The 16,878-nt window shown below is 45.4% G+C and carries 11 protein-coding genes and 1 pseudogene; 10 read left to right on the plus strand and 2 right to left on the minus strand.

Features of this window, described 5'->3' with window-relative positions:
* The first annotated feature begins 225 nt into the window (after positions 1-225).
* Positions 226-1,704 (plus strand): annotated as a pseudogene (locus GB992_RS10405) (ATP-binding cassette domain-containing protein).
* A 552-nt stretch (positions 1,705-2,256) separates the two neighbouring features.
* Here the strand turns inward: GB992_RS10405 and GB992_RS10415 are convergent.
* Positions 2,257-3,168: a proline-specific peptidase family protein gene (locus tag GB992_RS10415; RefSeq protein ID WP_017260464.1), complete on the minus strand. Its 912-nt coding sequence runs from the start codon at positions 3,166-3,168 to the stop codon at positions 2,257-2,259.
* A 245-nt stretch (positions 3,169-3,413) separates the two neighbouring features.
* On the opposite strand from GB992_RS10415, the gene GB992_RS10420 reads away from it, so the two are divergent.
* From GB992_RS10420 to GB992_RS10455, 8 genes are all read left to right on the plus strand, one after another.
* The gene (locus GB992_RS10420; RefSeq protein ID WP_161002386.1) at positions 3,414-4,547 is read left to right on the plus strand and encodes a DUF805 domain-containing protein; all 1,134 of its coding nucleotides are present in this window, start codon (positions 3,414-3,416) and stop codon (positions 4,545-4,547) included.
* Positions 4,540-5,514 carry an ABC transporter substrate-binding protein gene (locus tag GB992_RS10425; RefSeq protein ID WP_161002387.1) on the plus strand — a complete coding sequence of 325 codons (975 nt, stop codon included), beginning with the start codon at positions 4,540-4,542 and terminating at the stop codon, positions 5,512-5,514. Before GB992_RS10420 ends, GB992_RS10425 begins: the two co-directional genes overlap by 8 nt.
* A gap of 34 nt (positions 5,515-5,548) precedes the next feature.
* Positions 5,549-5,878, plus strand: coding sequence for a hypothetical protein (locus GB992_RS10430; RefSeq protein WP_161002388.1), 330 nt, complete (start codon positions 5,549-5,551; stop codon positions 5,876-5,878).
* A 61-nt stretch (positions 5,879-5,939) separates the two neighbouring features.
* Positions 5,940-6,641 carry an SDR family NAD(P)-dependent oxidoreductase gene (locus GB992_RS10435; RefSeq protein WP_161002389.1) on the plus strand — a complete coding sequence of 234 codons (702 nt, stop codon included), beginning with the start codon at positions 5,940-5,942 and terminating at the stop codon, positions 6,639-6,641.
* 31 nt (positions 6,642-6,672) lie between these two features.
* Complete coding sequence (locus GB992_RS10440) at positions 6,673-6,990, plus strand: hypothetical protein (protein WP_161002390.1); 318 nt, start codon at positions 6,673-6,675, stop codon at positions 6,988-6,990.
* 302 nt (positions 6,991-7,292) lie between these two features.
* Positions 7,293-9,515 (plus strand): alpha-galactosidase, encoded by a 2,223-nt coding sequence (locus GB992_RS10445; protein WP_161002391.1) that lies wholly within the window; start codon positions 7,293-7,295, stop codon positions 9,513-9,515.
* Between the two features lie 75 nt (positions 9,516-9,590).
* Positions 9,591-10,787 (plus strand): MFS transporter, encoded by a 1,197-nt coding sequence (locus GB992_RS10450; RefSeq protein WP_161002392.1) that lies wholly within the window; start codon positions 9,591-9,593, stop codon positions 10,785-10,787.
* Positions 10,788-10,940: 153 nt separating this feature from the next.
* Positions 10,941-11,696 (plus strand): CPBP family intramembrane glutamic endopeptidase, encoded by a 756-nt coding sequence (locus GB992_RS10455; RefSeq protein ID WP_161002393.1) that lies wholly within the window; start codon positions 10,941-10,943, stop codon positions 11,694-11,696.
* Between the two features lie 371 nt (positions 11,697-12,067).
* Here the strand turns inward: GB992_RS10455 and GB992_RS10460 are convergent, their stop codons facing one another.
* The gene (locus tag GB992_RS10460; protein ID WP_161002394.1) at positions 12,068-14,500 is read right to left on the minus strand and encodes a Xaa-Pro dipeptidyl-peptidase; all 2,433 of its coding nucleotides are present in this window, start codon (positions 14,498-14,500) and stop codon (positions 12,068-12,070) included.
* Between the two features lie 472 nt (positions 14,501-14,972).
* Here GB992_RS10460 and GB992_RS10465 point away from each other — a divergent pair, with 472 nt between their 5' ends.
* Positions 14,973-16,598: an ABC transporter substrate-binding protein gene (locus tag GB992_RS10465; RefSeq protein WP_161002395.1), complete on the plus strand. Its 1,626-nt coding sequence runs from the start codon at positions 14,973-14,975 to the stop codon at positions 16,596-16,598.
* The last annotated feature ends 280 nt before the right edge of the window (positions 16,599-16,878 follow it).

A 16,878-nucleotide genomic window follows, 5' to 3' on the forward strand; every position in this document is an offset into this window, starting at 1 on the left:
AAGTAATCACTCCCTATATTGGTTGGAATTAGCTACTACCATTGTAAGTGATTGCTTTGGGCTTTTTAATTTCTGTTCGGATTAATTATAGAATTTGCCATAATGAATAATTTTATTTCGTGGAAGCGCGTTTGGTAATACTCACGCGTTAATCCTTCGAAGATAGTGTGCATTTAACCGCACTATCTAAAACAAAACTAAATAGATATAAAAGCAGGTGGTCGAATGAGTACCATTCAAATTGACCAATTAACGTTCCGTTATCCTGGCGCTGATGCGCCGGTATTTGATAAGTTATCGCTCAATCTCGATACAACTTGGCGATTAGGTTTGATTGGCCGTAATGGCCGTGGCAAAACGACCTTCATGAATTTATTGCGAGGTCAGTTGTCCGGTCATGGCTTGATTAAAAATCCGGTGACGTTCAATTATTTTCCCGATGCAGCGATTAATCGGTCGCAAACAGTCATGGCAATCATGACATCAACTGGTGCCGAAGAATGGCAGGCCAGCATGGAGTTGGATCGGATTGGGCTAGATGAAAGCTATGAGCAACGTTTGTTTGATACGCTCAGTGGTGGCGAACAAACGCGGGTGTTACTGGCTCGTGGATTCGTTAACGAAAACGACTTTCCGTTAATTGATGAACCGACAAATCATTTGGATATTGAAGGTCGTCAGGTCGTCGGCGCTTATCTGAGACAAAAACAAGGTTTCATTTGTGTCAGTCATGATGAAAGTTTTTTGAATCTGTTCGTGGATCACGTTATGTCATTAAATCGGAGCTCAGTGGATTTAGTGGCGGGCAATGTCGAAAACTGGCAGGTTGATAAAGAGCGACGTGACAATGCAGCGATCACGCAAAACGAGCATTTACAGCATCGCATCAAGCAGTTATCGAGCCGTGCCAATATTCAGCGTGAATGGGCTGAGAAGCGTGAACGTGAGTCAAATGATTCTTCCAGTCGGCGGATGGCTAAGAAGTTAATGTCCCGCGCGAAGGTGTTTGAACACCGAACAGATATCGCAATTGAGCAGCGGAAAGGTTTAATGAACGATGTCGATCAGGTGGATAGATTGCGAACCAATGTTCAACAAACTTCAGGCGGACAGTTGTTGTTCAGTTTGCGGGACTTCAGCGTTAAACGGCAAAACGGACCGCTATTTCAACCCGTTTCGTTGGATTTTCACAGGGGCGACCGCTTAGCAATCATTGGCCCCAATGGCGTGGGTAAAACTAGTTTTCTGAATTTGTTACGAGGACAGGAAAAATTAGCTTACGATGGCTATTTGATGAATGACTTGCCTCAGGACATTGGTTATTTATCTCAGTAGTTTACGGACTTTATCACGGACGGTTCATTTGACCAATGGCGTGATCATCATGATGAAACGACCGTTTGGAATTTAATGCATCAGTTAGGTGTGTCACGTCCAAGATTAAAAGCCCCGACCAGCGAATGGAGCATGGGCGAAATGAAGAAGGCTGCATTAGCAGTGAGCTTGAGTGAACCACATGAAATGCTGATTTGGGATGAGCCGACTAACTATTTGGACATTGATGCTCGTGAACAGTTGCAAACGTTGATTCAGCAAGTACGACCCACGATGGTTTTGATTGATCACGATCGTCATTTCATTGAGGAAACATGTACGCAGCAAATGACGCTGAACAAGTTCGAAAACATTCCTCATGCTTATTAATGTTATTGCTTGTCATTCAACCAGCAGTGCTAACACACGTGCGGTATATTTCGTTACGGCGCTCAGCAACGCCGTTCCGTGGGGAACGTTTCAGCCCGCTGGAAATCGCGGTCCTCAACATCGACTTTGAGCCCTAAAGGTCTCAAAGCTCGTCCCACACAACTAAATGGCGAAAATCATGCCATTAAGTTGTGTTAACACGAAACTCTGTTGCTGGTCGCCTTCACTCAAGTGTCAAATCACTGACTAGTGTGATTGTTAGAACGAGTGTTCAATATAAAAAACCAATGTGAGCTGGAGGGCGTCAAAATTGAATACAAGCCGTGAAGGTGGTGTTAATTGGGCGTTTTTAAGCCCAATTTACAGCACGGGACGGTCGTGAAGACGTGGGTTTCGGCTTCGCGGCGAGGTGAACGACTCCGAACTTTAGGAGGCGTGAACTGGTCCCACGGCGGTATTCAATTTGGACAACCGCAAGCGTAAGCAAACAGGCGACAAGTCCCAATGTAAGGGATTTGCCGCCTGCTTGTTTATTACTATTGAATTTAAAAATTAATCGTTAAAGTTGCCACTTTCAACATCCTTGATGAACTTGGCCAAGTGATCGAAGTAAACAGGAGCGTTATCGATCATGTGGTGGTGACCACCATCTGGCGTTGTTTCAAGACGAGCGTGAGGGATCAGCTTTTGCATGGTCCGCGCTGTGTCTAATGGCATAGTTTCGTGCTCACCAAACGTTAATAGCGTTGGGACTTTGATGTCCTTAAGGTGATCACGGAAATGCCAGTCCTTCAACTTACCGGTAATAACGAATTCGTTGTCACCTTGGAAGGCGTTGTAAACGGGCGTTGCCATCGTTGAAATCAAATGAGCGATTGCCGGTGGCTGTTTGCGGTCAACGTAGCCACGGTTTAAGACATCAACATCTGCCTGGTAGCGGTCGTTGTCATAGTCATTTTTAGCTTCGCAAGACTGCATGAACTTAACTTCTTCTGCAGGTAATGCTTCTTCACGAACCTTGTTAATGTGGGTGACGTATTCATCAATTTCATCAACCATTGATGAAACAATCGCGCCCTTCAAGTGGTCGCCGTATTTAGCAGCGTATTCTTGAACTAACAGGCCACCCCAGCTTTGACCGATAAGGTAGAAGTTGTCGATGCCAAGCTTTTGACGTACTTCTTCAACTTCATCCAAGAAGTATTCGTAAGTGAGGTATTTGTCAGCAGTTGCCTTGTCTGAGTAGTCGGGTTGGTCTGAGTAAAATGAACCTAGTTGATCGTACATGTGAACGGTCACGTTCAAGCCTTGTTTGCCAAGTTCCTCAGCAAAGTTTTCCCAGTATTCGTGTGTGCCACCAGGGCCACCGTGCAGACATAGTAAGTGAATGTCGCCCGTGCCTTGAGTGTTAGTCCATAAGTGATACCCGTTGTCGAGTGTCATGATGGTGGTTCCTTGTTTCATGGGGTCAGCCTCCTTCATGTAATGTCACTAGTTTATCACGTTTCTGATGGTGTTCATCAATTTACTAATAAATGGACGTGAAATCGGCGAATATTTGTGCAAACAGGTCTATTTTTGGTTAAACTTAAAGGTAATGCCGATAGTTTCGTGTTTTACGAACGGTTAAGGCAATAGGCAAATGTTTATTAAGAGAGTGAACTTGCAAATAACTAAGTAAGTGCACGGTTAAGAGAGGATAAACTGACATGAATATTTGGGCGAACTATATTGCCAGTTGGCAACAAATTTTTAATTATCGCGGTAAGGCACGCCGACGTGATTTCTGGGCCGCCATTATTGGCATGGTGGTTGCCAGTATCGTGGTTAGTACAATCTTATCAGGTGCAACGGGATTGAGTGACGGAATTGCGCTTCCGGCCCACTGGTTGGAAAACTTCTTCTTTCTGGCTCAGTTTTTACAATATTTAAGTATGTCGGTTCGTCGGTTACATAGTTTAAGTTTGTCTGGTCACTATCAGTGGTTGATGCTGGTTCCTGGTGTGCACATGATTGTTTTACACGCATTACCAGAAGTTGAAAAAGACCCACGTGCGCCATGGTACAACATGATGAGCGTCGATAACGGCCCAGCAAGTTTAGAGGTTAACCATCGCGGACATGTAAGCGGCATTTTGAGTAATGCTTTTGGGTACACATGGCGTAATATGTTTAATTTTCACGACACAGTGTCACGAGGCAACTACCTATGGGCGAGAGTGACATGGAGTATTTTCAGCTTGATTGCAGGCGCTTTGCTTTCTCTGACCATCTTTTTAATTGTCGCCGTGCGCATTTTTGTTTCATTACTCGTAAACCGTGGGAATACGCTGCAATTAAATCCAAGCATACAATCACCGACGTTTGATCCAAGTGTGCTGAACGGATTGGGTCTTTTCATTATTCCAGTTGGTCTAGTAGTCGGTTTCTTGATTGTATTTCCAATCGTTTCACTAACGGCACGACGCTTACACGATCAAGAATTAAGTGCTTGGTGGGTGTTCTTATACTTGGCCGGTTCTGTTGGAAGTTTGATCTTACTCTTGTTGTCACTACTGCCGGCTAAGGACGGTCAAACGAAATATCCCGCCGCAGATGGGCGCCCAGCAGTGCCTACTGCTAGTATCGATAGCCGCGCTGAAAGTGAACAAACGGCTAGTGGTTCGGCGGCTCTTTCACAGGCTTCAGTAGAGGTCTTTTATCCACAGTCTGCCACAAGTGCGGCGCAAGTTGAAGTTTTCTATCCACAACCATCGACCGTTGCTTCTAGTGAGTCCACAGCCACAAGTGAAACTAGCGTGCCATCAAGCGATACATCCGAGGATCGTGATGATCATGTCTAAGCGTCGACATAAATCGTGGCTGACCATGGTCACTTTAACGGCTCTCGCTACGTTACTCGTAATTGTCTCGGCATGTGGTCGTTCAACACAAAGGGTCAGTGCACCAGCGACAAAACCAACCAACATTAATTTTGCTGTTGGTCAGTCGGTGGACGCCTTACCGCTCTATGTGGCGGAAGAGCGCGGTTATTTCACGCAGGCCAAATTGCGCGTGACTTTGACTAATGTTTCGGCGGCTGACGATCGGGTCAGCGGCATCAGCACGCATCAGTTTGAAGGCGCCATTAGTGGCTTGCCAGAGCTAATGATGACTAGTGGTACACACCCGACGAGTCAGGTAGTTGGCAACGCCACGAATTACACGGCGTTGATGACGACGGATGATAACGTGACTAAATTGAAACAACTGAAAAATAAAACAGTCGGGACATTGGCCAATTCAACGCAAGCTTATGCGACGGATCTGCTTCTAGCACAGGCTAAATTAACGGATAAGAACGTCACGTTGAAAACGACTGGTAGTGAAACTGAGCTGATGAGTGCCGCTAATAACCATACTGCGAGTGCAGTTAGCTTAACAGATCCCAATGCAAGCTTGTTGCGACGGCAAGGGGCACGAACGCTGGCCCAGACGACTGCCGATCAGGCCGATACCGGAATTGTGTTTGGTAATAGCATGTTGAAAAATCATGAGGCGGCGGTTCAAGGATTCATGCGGGCTTATAATCAAGCGGTGGATTACATCAATGCACATCCCAGCACCATGGATTATCAAGAGATTTTGGTTACCAAGCTCGGTTATCCAGGGGATGGTCTAAACGCTTTGGCACTGCCACATTTTGCCACAGCAACGACCGTCAGCAACCAATCCATCGGCAATGTGCGCAGTTGGTTATTAGCTAAGAACCAAGGACTACGATTAGCGACTGTTGGGCGTTATCGTTCGACCTTATTAGCTGACAAATAAAAGTGTGCTTGGCACACAACGAACGAGGAAAACTATGTTAATGAAAGTTTTGAATTTCATCACAACGTTTGCCGTGGCAATATACGGTATTTGGATTATTATTGCGGCACAACGAAAGAAGACCCGCCCTTCACGTGAATATCAATTATGGCTGTTAGTCGGCGGTATTTTCATCTTGTGTCAGGTTTTATTTAGTGACAATCGCCTGTTAGGCGCCGCACTGCTGTTTGTGGGGTGTGTCGTGGTATCGACAGTCTATTATCTGATTGACCGCAAACAGCATGATACGATTAACTGGCGGTCCCATGTTTTGCGCGGTTTACTCGAGCTTGTATTGGTCGTGTGGGCAGCGTTTGTTGGATAGTGGCATAATGAGATCAATTAGTTTGGAACAACAAAGTGAGAATGATTGGGAGCAAACTTAAATGAGTAAAAGTGTCTTGATTACTGGTGCGACTCGCGGTATTGGGTTGGCACTGGCACAGAAGTATGTTGAAGATGGTGACTTGGTTCTGGTGGGAACCCGGGACCTAAATCGTGGGTTGGATGTTGTCGACGAATTACGGGCCGATGGCGGTCAGGCACGGTTATTGCAGATTGATTTGATGGATCATGGCAGTGTTATGCAAGCGGGGCAGTGGATTGGTGAGCAGTTTGGCAAACTGGATTTGTTGATTAACAACGCTGGCGTGTTTGACGATCACGATATCCAGGCCAGTCATGAAGACTCCGAAAGCCTTCATCAAACATTCGATGTGAACGTTCTGGGGACCTATTTAGTTACGCAACAGATGCTACCTTGGCTCAAGGCAGCTGATGATGGCATGGTGATTAGCATGTCAGACGAACTGGCAACGTTTGCTAATTTTGCTGCCAGCACGCCAACAACTGGATTAGGGCAACGGATTTCCCGAATGGGTGTCAATGCGATGACGGTTTTGCTTCAAAATGAACTTCAAGGTGAGGTTCATTTCCGTGCGGTGACCCCAGGACCAATTGCCAGCAACCCAGCACGAAAGGGTGCGCCGGTTGCAACCGCCGTTGATTTAATTCAAAAAATTGATCAACATAAGGAATCCGATTGGGACGGCAAGCTTATTGGCGCTGACGGTGTCTTACCATTTTAAAGTCTGTTTGTAACTGATTGAGGTGATGAGGATGCCAAAACACAGTCGGTTATGGTATCAAATTCGCAATGCACGTCACGCTGGTGAAGGTGAACTGCCTGGCGATAAGTGGCGCACGACAAACGCATATGTATTAGCAACAGCGTATTACCAAACGTTGATGGCGTTATCAAAAGCGGATTTAGCTACCCTTATAGATGTGTATCCGGAAATGATTCCGACCATTGTTGATGGTCACGCAGTTAATGTCGATGGGGCCTATTTATCCATGGACGAATGGCAGGCATTAGCAACCGCACTAGAACAGAAAGCGCGCGCTGCTGGGGTGGCACTGTACAAAACTGTTTAACCATTCTGGATGCAAAATAACAATTGATTTAAAGATAGAAAACGTGGCGTTTATTTTATGCCACGTTTTTTGTGTAGAACGGGTTGAGTCGTTTCAGGTCAGACGCTAGTTGTTTCATTGTCGATAACCGTAAAGATCCGTGCCTGTGATCATGGTAAAGTAACTTATTGAACGGCCTTCACGTCGCATTCGGCATAACAAAATGAATTTAAAATAAGTATCTTTGTAAGCGATTACAAAACGTGTAAAATTAAAAGCATAAGACTGTTAATATTTGATTGACTTATAGGGGGTTGTTGTCAATGAGCATCACAGTAACGGGGCACGATTTTAATTTGCAAACAATGCATACCAGCTATTTGATGGGAGTGTTGGAAAACGGTGAAATAGGCCAGTATTATTACGGACCGCGACTAGGTGACGAGGTGAATTTCGCGGATTTTCGTCATCGCGAATTTCGTTCCATCACACCGACACTGACGGCGGAACAGCCTGAAGTTACGCTGAGTATGATTAAGCAAGAATATCCAAGCTACGGTCACGGCGATTTTCGGTATCCTGCCTATCAGGTCACCTACGATAATGGCGCTCGCATTTCTGAATTTGCCTACCAAGATTATGACATTATTGATGGGAAACCAAAATTAGGCACCTTGCCATCTGCCAGCGCTGACGTCGATGACAAGCACGTTCAGACGTTGCGAATTCATTTACTTGAACGGCAGAGCGGTTTGCAAATGACCTTGAATTACAGCGTGTTCGAAGACGAGGACGTAATTGTGCGAAGCACGACATTTGAAAACAAGGGGACATCGACGGTCAAACTCGATGCGGCATTAAGTGCGAGCGTTGATTTTTCTGACGATCAGTATGACATGATTCAATTGTCTGGTGCGTGGGCGCGGGAACGTCATCTGTATCGGCGACCACTAACGCGTGGTGTGCAAGCAATCAGCAGTACTCGAGATGCCAGCAGTGCGCAACAAAGTCCGTTTTTAGCACTTGCCCGTAAACAGACCACGGATCAAAACGGCGACGTTTATGGCTTTAATTTGGTTTATAGTGGTAATTTCTTAGCGCAGGTCGAAGTCGATTCCTATAACGTCACGCGGATGACGATGGGCATTAATCCGTTTGAATTCGGCTGGCAACTCAAAGCACATACGCAATTTCAAACGCCTGAGGTAATGATGACATTTGCCAGTGACGGTCTTAACGGCATGAGTCATCAATTTCAACGCTTCTTAACCAATCATTTGATCTCAAAACGGTGGGTCAAAGAACCACGGCCAATTCTCATTAACAATTGGGAGGCAACCTATTTCGATTTCAATGAGCAAAAACTTTTAGCTATTGCGAAATCGGCAAAGTCGTTGGGAATTGAACTGTTTGTGCTCGATGACGGTTGGTTTGGCAAACGAAACGATGACAAGACTTCCTTAGGCGATTGGCAAGTCAACCTTGCCAAGCTGCCAAACGGATTAAGTGGGTTGGCCAATAAAATTCACGATTTGGGCCTTCAATTTGGTCTATGGTTTGAACCGGAAATGATTTCTAAGGAAAGTAAGCTATATGCGGCTCATCCAGATTGGACCATTCATGTGCCGGATCGGCGAATGACACCGGCCCGCAACCAGTTTGTGCTCGACTTCTCTCGTCAGGAAGTAATCGATTATCTGTTTGACCAAATGGCGGCGGCAATTCGTGAGACGCACCTCGACTATATTAAGTGGGATATGAACCGCCACATTACTGAAATGTTTAGTTTGGCGCTGTCAGCGGACCAACAGGAAGAACTCCCTCACCGCTACATTCTTGGCGTCTACCAATTGTATGAACGGTTGACGTCGGCATTTCCTGATGTCCTGTTTGAATCCTGTTCGTCTGGCGGTGGCCGTTTTGACGCTGGTATGTTGTACTATGCGCCACAAACATGGACGAGTGATGATACAGATGCCATTGAACGACTCAAAATTCAGTGGGGCACTTCAATGATCTATCCGTTGAGTACGATGGGGGCCCACGTTTCTGCTGTACCAAACCATCAGGATCGCCGCGTGACCTCACTGGCAACCCGTGCAGCTGTTGCTTACTTTGGTGTACTTGGCTATGAACTGGATATTAGTAAAATGAGTCCGGCTGAAAAGGCGACTGTGGTTGATCAGATCAAGTTTTATAAACGGTACCGGCTACTATTCCAGCAAGGCACGTTCATCCGTTTACAGAGTCCGTATGCTGGCGACGGTAACGTGACATCTTGGATGGTTGTCAGTGACGATCAAAAGACGGCTATTGCAGGGCGTTATCAAGTTTTGGCAGAGCCTAACCCAGCCTACCGTCGCTTGAAGTTTGCCGGCTTGAATCCTGATTTTCAATATACAGTAGACGGCTTTGAGGGTGAATTTTCAGGCCGCCAATTGATGAACGCCGGGATTTTTATTCCAGAATTATTTGCGGAACGCGGTGATAATCGTGATCAAACTTTCGATTTTCACGCGGATCTATACGTTGTACATGCTAAATAAATGAGTCAATTGAGAAATTACTGGAGGGATCAAATGTCCGTTTGAGCACTGTTTTAACCCGAGGGGGCGGTATTGATGATTCGAAAACAATCGTGGGTAGCCAAGTTTGCTTTATTGTCGATTTCGTTAGTCTTAACTTCCGCATATGTGATTTCAGTTAGTTTGCCAGCCATGAAAAAGGCGTTCCCAAACGTTAGTCAGGCGTCAATCGAATTATTAGCAACATTGCCAGCGTTTTCCGTCATGATTATGGTATTGCTGAGTGGATCGATTGCCGCCAAAATTGGCAATAAGAGTACGACCTTGATCGGTCTAATTATTGCTGGTGCGGCGGGGATTGTGCCAGCATTCTCGAATAGTTATCCTGTGATTTTTGGATCACGTTTAGTGCTAGGCGTTGGTTTGGGGATGTTCAATTCATTGGCTGTTAGTATGATCGGGTTTATGTACGATGGAAAAACAAAGGCCAATTTGATGGGCTTTCGCAGTGCATTTGAAAACCTGGGTCAATCATTGTTGATTTTTATCGCCAGTTATTTAATTTCGATTAGTTGGCATGCCACGTTTTGGGTTTATGCAGCGGCCTTTATCGTTGCGATATTCTTTTACGTAGTGGTCCCTGAACCACAAAACCCGCAGGCAGTTTCAGCTAAACAACAAGGTGACAAGATTCATCAACACATTAACCGGCAAGTCGTTGGCCTAGCCATCTTTTTCTTCTTTTTGTTGATGATCCACATTGCCATTCTTGTTCACTTGCCGTTTATTGTCACCGGTGTCGGTTATGGCACCGCTGGTCAGGCGGGACTTATCACCGGCTCCATGACGATTATTGGCGTCCTCGCTGCCATTTCATACGGGCAGATTTACAAGGCGTTGAGTCGTTATATTTTACCGATTGGGTTAGCCTGTTTGAGCATCGGCGTGCTGGTCATGGCAATTTCACACACATTCTGGCTAACATTATTCGGTGCTTGGGTGTTTGGAATTGCATATCCATTAATTGCCGCGCACATGTGCAATAGTGTTTCAACAGTTTCATCGCCAAACTCCGAAACGTTGACTGCAGCCGTATTGCTAGTAGGCACTAATTCAGGCGCCTTGCTCGCGCCATATGGCATCAAGGTACTGAGTGCAATTACACATGATTCGGTGGGGACGAAGACATTCTTTTTACTTGGGTCGCTCTTAGTCGTGATAACGATTGGCGCGTTTGCGATTGCAATAACGGCGAGTCATCGTCGTCAAACTTCTTCCAGAACATCGCGTTAAACCAATTAAAGGATCTCCATTGAGCCTTCTAAACGCTGACATGACAGGTGTCTAGGATTCTTAGCCCAGTAATGAACACGGATTACTGGGCTTTTTTAGCGGCCGAGAATACACTAATCTCACGATAAGAAAAATAGTGAGGGGATGTTTACAATGCTCAAAAATAAATGGGTCCAATTGTTGGCACCAGTTTTAGTCCTTTGGCTGGTATTGGGAATTTCAAAATTTGCGGCAAGCCCGCATTCGATTGTGGGAGCGACGATGTGGGAAGTCATCCTTTTAGCTGGTCCACTATTACTGAATCTGGGGTGGCTAAATCAACCGATTGGACTGACATCGACTCTTTCGCCGCATAAATTAATGTGGATCAACTGGTATGGTATTTTTCGCGCTTTGCTGGCAATCGTGGTGATTGGGTTTGCAATCAGAGATGGTCGCGTCACTGCTGTTTTAAGTGCTTTTGTTTTAGCGATGTTTGTGGGTCTCACTGAAGAATACATTTTTCGCGGTATGCTATTGCCGTTGGCCATTAGAGCTTTTTCTGGAAAACATCAAATCTTTTTTGGCGTAATGGTTAGCAGTATATTATTTGGTTCGACGCACCTTTTCAATTTAACGCAACAATCATGGCTGGCAACATCAGAACAAATGCTTACTGCGACAGCTGTAGGCGCCCTTTTTGCGGCAATATATCTGAGAACAGGAAATCTTTGGTTTGCCATCGTAACGCATGCGTTACAAGACTTTCCGGGCATAGCAGGTCCCAGTCATGGCATGCAACTGGAGACGACAGTTGTTCCTGTAATAATTGTTACTGGAGTATTCTTTATCTTTGCATGGTTATTGTTGCGAAAAACAAAAGTGAAAACATTGGATTTGAAGCGACTTGGGTTGACTCCGATGATCTAGTTTTTAATTGCGGTAGCTGTGACATGGGCGTTAGATTCATATAAGAGAAAAAACGATCACACTTGAAGATTTTTACTTCAGGTGTGATCTTTTTGATGATGTATTTTGTTTAATAGTAGCGTTTATTTTTTGCGAATGCTTTTTGTCCAAAGGCCACTGAATGAGTGAAGTGGCCTGGTGACAGAGTTCAGTGAAAGTCATACTAGCTGGCAGAAGCCAGCTAGTATGACGGGGCGACTTCAGAGACGAGCGGGTTATGCGGCTCTGAATCGAGGTTGAAGACTCCGGGTTTGGGAGGCTGAGACCGGTCCCATGGAACGGCGTCGCCAGACCGCGTAACGCAATCACGCAATCACATATATCGTACCGAATTAGTCCTTGAACGGAACATCCACAAAACTGTGATCCAAACTAATGGAGTATTGTAAATCTTGATTGCCACGTACCGTCATCCCAAAGTCGGTTGCATAAACAACCAATCCCAGTTGATGACCAGCTAACAGTCGATGGAACGTTGGCTGGAGTTCAACGCTGACCTCGTAGAATTGATTTGGCTTTAGTTCATCGTTTTGCCAAGGATGCTCACGGTTTTGCAGGTTAATGTGGCCCTTGGTAATCATCTTAAACGCAGTCTTATGACTGGCCAACATGAATTCTCGCAAACTATCTTCACGCCAGTGGTAGCCCAGATCCAGACCGTGTGCATTAATCGTCGTTGGCGAAATATTGAAACGTTTGGCCTCACCGTAGTCAACCAATTGGAAGCTCAGCATGCCTAACGGTTGGTTAACAGCGACTGCGGCGTGGACGATAACTTTCCCATCAATGATTTTCGTATCATCAAACTGGGCAGATTTCATTAATAGTCGATTATTACTCAAAGCATTTTTATCAGCAGTTAAGAGTTCTTGTTCCCAAACGTCATTATGCGCGGCGTATCGGTCAAACGTTTCTTGGGGAAGCTGATCGCTAAACGATTTGGCCCCGTGATTAGCAGGCGTTGCAACCAGTTCGTCGTTTGCAAAATAGTAACGTGATTTCGGTAACGTTGGTTCAGACCAGTCTTTGTATGCCGTCCAGGTTTCTGGCGTGACATTGTCTTGAATAACGACGTTTGGTAATTGTTCCTTAGCGCCGTTATCAACGCCGTAGAGTTCATGACTGAGCCAGAGGTTCATCATGTCGGTATAGTCGATTGACCGGAAAGCGTTGATATAGATATGTTGCCCTTGGTGAAGAATAATTTTTTTGGTAACGGGTAAGTCACGTAATCCGTCCCACAAACGTTCCACGTTGCGTGGTTTAACGTTCCAGTCGTTTAAACCGTGAACCATTACGATATCGGCTTTAATATTTTTAATGTTTTTGCGATAGTTTCGTTCATCCCAGAATGTATTGTAATTGCCGCTCTCACGGTCCATTTGTTCTTGCATTAACTTCATTTGTGCATCGAAGAATGGTTTGATGCCATGGTAATCGGCGGGTTTCATCATTCGACTGAATGTTTCAACGGCCAGAACGTCCGCGTCCTCACCAAGGAAGCCACCAGGCGCAATTACTAAGCCGTTATCGCGATAATAATCGTACCAGGAAGAGATGGCGGCTTCTGAAATAATGGTCTTCAAACCGTCGACACCAGTCGTAGCAGCCGCAGTTGCCAATGTGCCCAGGTAGGAACGACCTGTCATGGCAATATTGCCATTGCACCACCAAGCCTTAATGGCAATATTATCGGTACGGTTGGTGAAGGCACGCCGTGATCCGTTAAGCCATTCGATGATGGCAACAGTCGATTTTGTTTGTTCAACGGAACCACACGTTTGAACGCCATCGGAATCGACCGTGCCAATGCCCGCCGCGTAGACAGCTGCGAAGCCACGGGCCAGGAAGTAGTCGTTTAATGTGTAACTTGCTTCGCGACCAAATGTTTCTTCGGTTGTTGTCGTCTCACCAGCAACGGTGCGTTTGTCCGGTAAAGTTTGGTCATTTTCGTGGTATTCAATGTCAGCATAGCTAGTATGATTGGGCTCTTTGGCTGTTAGCGGCACGTTGACATTGTGTGTTTGTGCCTCGCCGGCTTCGTCGTTAATCCCCTGATTATAGGGGCTCGACGTATAGAGCGCTGGAACTTTCAAACCATCGTTTGTTTCGCGCGGGCGGATAATCTCTGCCTTTAATAAATCGAGCTTGCCGTCATGATCGGAATCAACGTCACTTTCGACATAAACCACTTCACGAATCAGATTGTTTTGATCAAACACAGGCTGTGCTTTCCCGTTAAAGAATAACGGTTTTTTGCTGGCAGGGAGGGCATATAAACTAGTGAAGTAGCCATTAACGGCCAGTTTGTCCAAATATGTTTGCCCATTTTTAGTGTGCGTAGTTAACAAAAGATACCACGCTGCCAACACGTCATCTTTAGACCATTCGTCATGATCCGTGTGGTAAACCGGCAGTTGGATCTTAGCCATGGCAGCCAATGGATCGGTTAAGTCGTAGTCGACGGTTTCCAGGAAGTCTAACAATTGCAAGGCCACGCGATAGAAAATTGACGCAGTCACAGGTTGTTCTAAATCCAACCAGTCGGCTAGGTTAGTCTCTGGGGTCGCCAGGTAGTTAGCCAGTTTGATGTCAAAGTTGCTGCCAGTAGTGGCGTCCAAAAAGGCCTTGCGCAGTAACAAACGGTATGTGAAGACACCATTTGTCGCATTAGCAACGCTGGCATCGTAAAAGCTGATTGTCTGCATTTCACTGATTGCCGTTGTTAAATCGGTATCCAGACGAGCAAACTGATTATTTTTCATAATAAACTCCTTTATGTCTGCAAACCGATTTAGAGTGCATCACTTGATTTGCAAACTCAAACACAATTTAAAAATAATTATACCGCTTTCTTTCATGCGATAATGGCAACAAAATGAGAAACTTTAGAAGAGAAAGTTTAGTTGACAAGGCTACTTATTTTCAGTAAGTTTATCAAGAAGGAATAACGGATGGAGGCTATCACATGTCATTCACGACAAAAACAGTCGAACGTGTTTGTTGCACACATAAACAGTGTGTTTGTTTTGTTGTGGCTCAACGTGTGGTTAGTTAACAAGTCTAGTTATCGATAATCTTTGATGATGACAGCGGGCCTGACCACAATGTTGGTTAGGCTCGCTATTTTTGTCAATAAACTAAGGTTGGTGGCAAACGTGCGATGTTGGATTTACGGGCTATGGAATAAGTAAGCATACATTGGGAGTCAAATTTAAATTAAACGGGGCGATAAAAGTGAAACACTTTAAACATTATCTTCGAACGGTTGCGTTAGTTTCGGTTGCAACAGTTACGGCCATTACGTTGGCTGCCTGTGGTAATAAAAAGACCACCGCTAATAAAAATAATTTTCGCGTAGGTACCGTTGACGCCTTAGCGACGTTGAACAGTAGCCGTTACTCCGACATTAGTTCTGGTGAAGCCATTCAAAACGCAATTGAAGGACTTTACAGACTTAATCAAAAAGGCAAGCCAGTATTGGCTGGAGCGAAGTCCGTCACCGTGTCCAAAGATCAAAAGGTATATACATTTAAACTGCAGACAAATAAATGGACAAACGGCGATCCTGTAACAGCACAAAACTACGTTTACGCATGGCGGAAGCTTGCTGATCCAACAACGGGCTCACCGAATTCGCAAAACATTGACCCATTGCAGAATGGTCAGGATGTCCGTTTGGGCAAGAAACCAATCACTGATTTAGGTGTAAAGGCGTTAAACAAGACGACACTTCAAGTTACACTAGCCAATCCAATCACTTACTTGAACGAATTGCTGGCCACCGCCCCATATGCGCCTCAAGATGAAGCCTATGTTAAGAAGCAGGGACAGGCGTACGGTACGAGCGCTGCTCATGCTATTTACAACGGTCCATTTAAAGTGACTGAGTGGACGGGAACGAATGACAAGTGGGCCTTTGTAAAGAATTCAAAATATTGGGACGCTAAGTCGGTTCATATCAATAAAATTTCGTTGACGACCGTTAAGTCTGAAAGTACAGCGGCAAACCTATACCAGTCCGGTAAGTTAGACTTTATTGATTTGGACAATGAGTATGTCAAGCAGTATAAGGGCCGGAGCGGATATCACGTTCGTAAGATCCCGGCAATTGGCTACTTAAACTTCAATACTAAGCGGGAAGCGACGGGCAATGTTCACATTCGCCGTGCCCTTGCCACTGGTTTCAATAAAACACAATTAACAAAGAATGTTTTGCAGGATGGGTCAACACCACTAAACGGGATTGTGCCAGCAAACTTTGTTAAAAATTCGGTCACTGGTGAAGATTTCCGGAAGTATAGCGGCAATTTAGTTCCTTATGACCGTGCTTACGCGCAAAAGGAATTCAAGGAAGGGCTGAAAGAACTTGGTAAAAAGAGCCTGACGCTGGAATTCTTATCAGCGGATACACCAGAGGCGAAGGCTGTCGCCGAGTTCATGCAAAGCTCATATCAAAAGAACCTGCCAGGGCTGAAGATTTCGGTCCGCGAAGTACCATTGAAACAACGCTTGAATTTTGGTCACAACTATCAGTTTGATATTGTTTACGGTATTTGGAGTCCGGATTATCAAGATCCTTACCAATTCATCACGGATGGTGGGGCTTACCACTTGAACACGGACTACAAGAATCCAACGTACCTGAAGGATGTGGCTGACGCCAACTCAACGTACGCCACAAACCCAACCAAGCGTTGGGCAGCCTTGAAGGATGCTGAATATCAGATTGTTAAGAAGGACGCGTTTACTGCACCGGTTTACCAAGGCGCTTACGTTTATATGCAACGCCCGAGCGTTAAGGGACTGGCCATTGATCCAAATGGAACAAGTTTGTTCTTCCGTGACGTGACAATCAAGTAATAGCAGATTTATAAAGTGCAATGACGGTTACGAATCGTTGTTGCACTTTTTGTTTTGTATCGATGGCCGCTTACGGTTGTCAACAGTGACACGCTCGCCGTGGGACCGGTTCAGGCCTTCTGAAGTTCGAAGTTCTTCACCTCGCCACCAAGCCTCGTGAGAACTGCGAGTCTTGGTGGCCCGTCCGTGGTGTAAATTCGGTAAAACCATCCCGAATTAACACCACTTTCACGGCTCGGTATCACTGTTGACGCCCTTCAGTTAACATAGTGATAGTAAT

Source organism: Furfurilactobacillus milii, from assembly GCF_009863985.1.
Lineage (GTDB): Bacteria > Bacillota > Bacilli > Lactobacillales > Lactobacillaceae > Furfurilactobacillus > Furfurilactobacillus milii_A.